The sequence below is a fragment of the uncultured Lamprocystis sp. genome, assembly GCF_903933125.1.
In the GTDB taxonomy this organism is placed as follows: Bacteria; Pseudomonadota; Gammaproteobacteria; order Chromatiales; family Chromatiaceae; genus Thiodictyon.
Genome location: NZ_CAIZIZ010000006.1, coordinates 1 through 5,111, shown reverse-complemented (window position 1 = coordinate 5,111; position 5,111 = coordinate 1). Strand labels below are relative to the sequence as shown.

The window sequence follows — 5,111 nt, the reverse complement described above, 5'->3', positions numbered from 1 at the left end:
TCGAACGCTGGGGCGGATTGGAGTGACATCGGAGCCTCCTGGGGCAACAGGCAGTCAATCCCTTTGACACCGCGGAGCGTCAACAGGTTGCCGCCGAGTACGCGACTCGCGGGAGCCAGGAGAATTCGCCACCAGTGTCAGTGACCCAGGGTACCTGGCAAGTCGGGACGCCCACCAGCGGGCCGGCGCCAAATGCCCATGGCAACCGCGCCTACGAGGGCACGGGGGCGGCGGGCACGGTGCTGGGGGGCAACTACGCCGACAACCAGGACAGCCGCCTGGTAGGTCCGGCCTTCGTGGTGCTGGCGGCGCTGGAGAACCCGCGGCTGCGTTTCTGGTCGTGGATCGAGACCCTGGCGGGGGATTCCGGCCAAGTGGAGATCAAGGCCGCGGGCGGCGACTGGCAGCCGCTCTCCCCGCTCTACAGCGGGCCGGGGCAGGTGTGGAATCAGGTGCAGTTGGACCTAAGCGCTTGGGCCGGGCAGAGCGTACAGATTGCCTTCCGGTTCCGCAGCAATGGCAGCGGGGTGGCGGCGGGTTGGTTTGTGGACGCGGTCACGCTGGTAACCGGGCCGATCCTAACCCTGCGATCGAATGTGGCACAGAGCTTCGAGAACGGTTGGCAGGACTGGTCGAGCGAGGGCGGTCCGTGGGAGTTGGGGACACCAACCTCCGGGCCGGGGGCGGCCCATGAAGGCAGCAACGTCATGGCCACGGTACTGGCGGGGAATTATCCCGAGTGGTATGAACCCGCCGACGCCTATTCGGCGCGGCTGCTGAGCCCCGCGTTCACCGTCCCGGCGGCGGGCGAAAACCCGCGGTTGCGCTTCTGGCAGTGGTACAGCTTCAACGCCGGTCCGGACTACGGCGAGGTGCAGATCAAGGTCGGGGCGGGCGACTGGCAGACCCTGGCGCACTACGAGGGCAATGGCGCCGGGGTCTGGAGCCGTCCGAGCTTCGACCTCTCGGCGTACGCCGGGGAGAGCGTGCGCATTGGCTTCCTGATCCATGCCGTAGATGCCACCAACGGTAGCGGCGGCGCGGAGACCGCCCCCGGCTGGTATCTCGACGAGGTCGAACTCCGCACCGGCCCCGACCGCTTCAACAACCCCGAGGACTTCGAGTCCTCCTGGGGCGATTGGGATACCGAAGACCCCACCATCTGGCAGATTGGCGTCCCCAACAGCGGTCCGCCAGCCGAAAACGGCACGCGCGCCCACTCGCCAACTTCGGTAGCGGCGACGGTCCTGTCCGGCAACTACGCAGCCAACAAGAGTGCCCGTCTGCTGAGCCCGCGCTTCACCGTCCCCACCTTGGCCGGCGACGACCGCGTCATCCTTCGCTTCTGGCAGTGGTACCAATATGGGACCGGCGATTCCGGAACCCTCCAGATCAAGGGTGCCTATGATACCGACTGGGTTCCGCTAATCACCGCGGCGCCCAGCGGCACCTCAACCGGATGGCAACAGGTCACCGTCGACCTCACACCCTATCAGGGACAGGCAGTCAACCTTGGCTTCCTGCACGCGGCGAACGCCGACAGTTCACTGGGCGCCGGTTGGTACATCGACGATCTCAGCCTCTCCCAACAAACGCCCAGCCGTCTGACGCTCGACGACACGGCGTCGCAACAATTCACGGAAAACCGCCAGGGCCGCTACTCGGTCATCCAAGTCCCGGCCGGCGGCCATCTGCGCATCACCCTCGATGACCTGGACAACCAGGGGATCAACGAGATCTATGTCCGTCGCGGCGCCTTGCCCACTCCGGGCAGCTACGATTACAAGTTCAAGGTCACCGGCGCCGACCAGTCGATCTTCGTCCCGGACGCCGGGGCGGGAGACTGGTTCATCCTCGTCTACAACGACTCCGGACCGCTGCCGGGCGATTACACCCTGACAGTCGAGGTCACCTACGGTGTCGGACTGGAATCACTGGAGCCGAATCGGATCGGCAACACCGCACCCGGCTCCATCACCATCCTGGGCGCCGGCTTCTCGCCCGGTACGACCTTAAGCCTGGTGGGTGCGAACGCCACCTATTCGGCCAGTGAGGTAGCGGTCGTCACCAGCAGCCGCATCGTGGCCGACTTCGACTTCACCGCCATCCCGGTCGGCACCTATGTCTTGCGCGTTACCAACGGGGCCAGCAGCGCCGCGCTGCCCTTCACCGTCTTCGCCGGTGGGACGCCCAAGCTGACGACCAAGCTCATCGTCCCGCGCACGGTGGGCTACCACGCCGTTGCGACCCTCTGGGTCGAGTATGCCAACGAGGGTGACGCGGCCATGCCCGCGCCGTTGCTTGAAGTTTCCGGTCAGCAGAACGACCGCCGCGGCGCCATTCTCTCCCTGGACGGCACGCGCCTGGTGCAGGGCTTCTGGACCTCCGCCATGCCCGTGGGGTTCTCCAACTCGGTGCAGTTCCTCGCCCACGGCAAGACACCGGGTCTGCTCCAGCCCGGTGAGTCCGGGCGCGTCCCGGTCTATTACGCCGGGTGGCAACAGCCGTGGGATCTCAGCTATCCGACGATCAACTTCGATCTCAGCGTGCTCGCCGCCGACAACACCGGCGTCATCGACTGGGCATCGCTCAAGGATTTCATGCGCCCGAGCAGCCTGTCCGACGAAGCCTGGACCCCCGTTTTTGCCAACCTCAAGACCCAGACCGGCACCACCTGGGGCGACTATGTCCGCATGGTCAATGCCAATGCCCGTTATCTGGCGAAGCTCGGCCAGACCGTGACCGATATCCGGGATCTGCTGGCATTCGAGGTCATGCAGGCGAGCGGCTTGAGTCTCAGCAGCACCCTGGCCAGCGCCGTGGATGCTCAGGAGCAGACACCGGGGCTGCCGCTCGCCTTTACCCGCAACTTTGGCGCCGAAATCCCATCGCGCTTCTCCCTGGGCCGGTTGGGCCGGGGCTGGTCGGATAATTGGGACTGGTCGCTCAGCGTTGCGACCGACGGCACCGTGACCATCCGTGGCCCGAGCGGCACGCGGCGGATCTTCCAGCCGGACAGCCGCGGCACGGCCTACTTTGCCGAGACCGGCGACACGGCCACCCTCAGCGCCCTGGGCGGCGGCGCCTTCACGCTGACCGAAGGCGACGGCATGCTGCGCGCCTTCCGCACCGACGGCAAACTGGATTATCAGCAGGATACGCACGGGAACCGCATCACCTGTACCTGGACCGGCGCCCGATTGACGCGCCTCGCCCACACCGCCGGGCCGCACCTGGACCTCGCCTACAGTGGCGATCGGCTGGCCTCGGTGACCGATTCACTGAACCGGCGTACCACCTTCACCTTCGACACCAGCGGCGAGCATCTGCAATCAGCAACCGACTGGCGTGGCGATACCACCAGCTATGGTTATGGGCAAGGGGCGGCCGACCAGCATGCCCTGACCCTGATTCGCCAGACGGACGATATCGAGAGCCGCTATACCTATGACGCCCAAGGCCGACTCTTCAAGAAGGCCGGCTGCTGCGGCGCGCCCGTGTGCGCTACCTATACCTACGACACCGCGGGAAAGATCACCGCCGCCGACGCCCTGGGCCATGCCAGCCAGTATTACCTCGACCATCGCGGCCGGGCCGCGCGCACGGTGAATCCGCTCGGTAACTTCAATTCGCGAACCTACGACAACATCGGTCGACTGATCCAGGCCACCGACCCCGCGGGTCGTTTCATCACCTACAGCTACGACGAACGCGGCAACCTGAGCAGCGAGACCGACGCGCTCGGCTACACCACCCGCTACAGCTATACCGCACTCAATCGCCTGGCTACGCTCATCGACGCCAAGGGCAATGTCACACGCTATGCCTACGACGCCGAGGGCAACCTCGGCTCCATCACCTACGCCGACGCCAGCCGCGAAAGCTGGACCTACGACGCCAACGGCAATCGTCTGACCTCGACTAACCGCCGCGGGCAGACCATTCAATACACCAATAACACCCTGGGTCGGGTCGAGACCCGGACCTACCCCGATGGCACCGAGCATAGCTTCAACTACGATGCCTTTGGCAACCTCACCAGCTACACCGATCCCCTCGGCACAACGACCCAGGACTACGACGCCGATGGGCGCTTGGAGAAGATTACCTATCCCGGCGAGCGCTGGCTGAGCTACACCTACGACGTCGGCGGGCGGCGAGCCTCCATGACCGATCAGCTCGGTCATCGCAGCGTCTACCACTACGACGCCCAAGGCCGCCTCGAATCACTCACTGACGAGACGAATGCCGAAATCGTTCGCTATGAGTACGATGTGGCTGGGCGTACGGAGCGCAAGACCCTCGGGAACGGGGTCTATACGACCTACAGCTACGATAATGCCGGGCAATTGCTTGAGTTGGCTAATCTCAAACCCGACGGCAACATCCTCTCGCGCTTCGCCTACACCTACGACAGCCGGGGGCGACGAGACACCATGACCACCACATATGGGGTGAGCGACCCTCGGGCGAGTATAGCCGGCACTTGGACCTACAACTATGACGATACTGGGCAACTTATTGGTTGGGTTACCCCGAATGGAAGGCGGGTGGATTACACCTACGATGCCCTGGGCAACCGGCTCAATGTGAATGATAGCGGAGTTAAAGCGACCTATACCGCCAATAACTTGAATCAATACTCGCGTGCCGGGACAACAATATTCGAATATGATTTGGACGGCAACCTCAAAAGAAAAACAGAACCTAATGAGACAACTGAATATGGCTGGTCTATTGAAAACAAACTTTTAAGTATGCCAGCTCAAATGGGCGTCTGGAAGAATTATTACGATGCAGGTGGAAGTCGTGTGAGCACTGACGTTGCTGGTATTGTTAGCCATTATGTTCTAGATCCAGCCAACCTCGGCAATATCGTTGCCCAGTATACATCGACCGAAAGCGCACCGTCCATAAGATGGATATACGCAAATAGTCTTCTTATGACCAGAGACGCTTCTTTGAAAGAAGGATAAGTACTTCAACTAAAATATTTGTACGCACATCTTACTCTCAGGAAAACCATAAAATTAGTGTTTTATTGCAACTTTTTTCGATACTGATTATCTAAAGCAGTATAGGAAGGAACCACAGTGGAGGTATCGTCTGTC

1 protein-coding gene is annotated in these 5,111 nt (G+C 62.4%); it reads left to right on the top strand.

Annotation, left to right across the window (positions count from 1 at the left end):
* Positions 1-134: 134 nt before the first annotated feature.
* Complete coding sequence (locus tag QZY03_RS00395) at positions 135-4,976, top strand: choice-of-anchor J domain-containing protein (RefSeq protein WP_295577048.1); 4,842 nt, start codon at positions 135-137, stop codon at positions 4,974-4,976.
* Positions 4,977-5,111 lie beyond the last annotated feature (135 nt).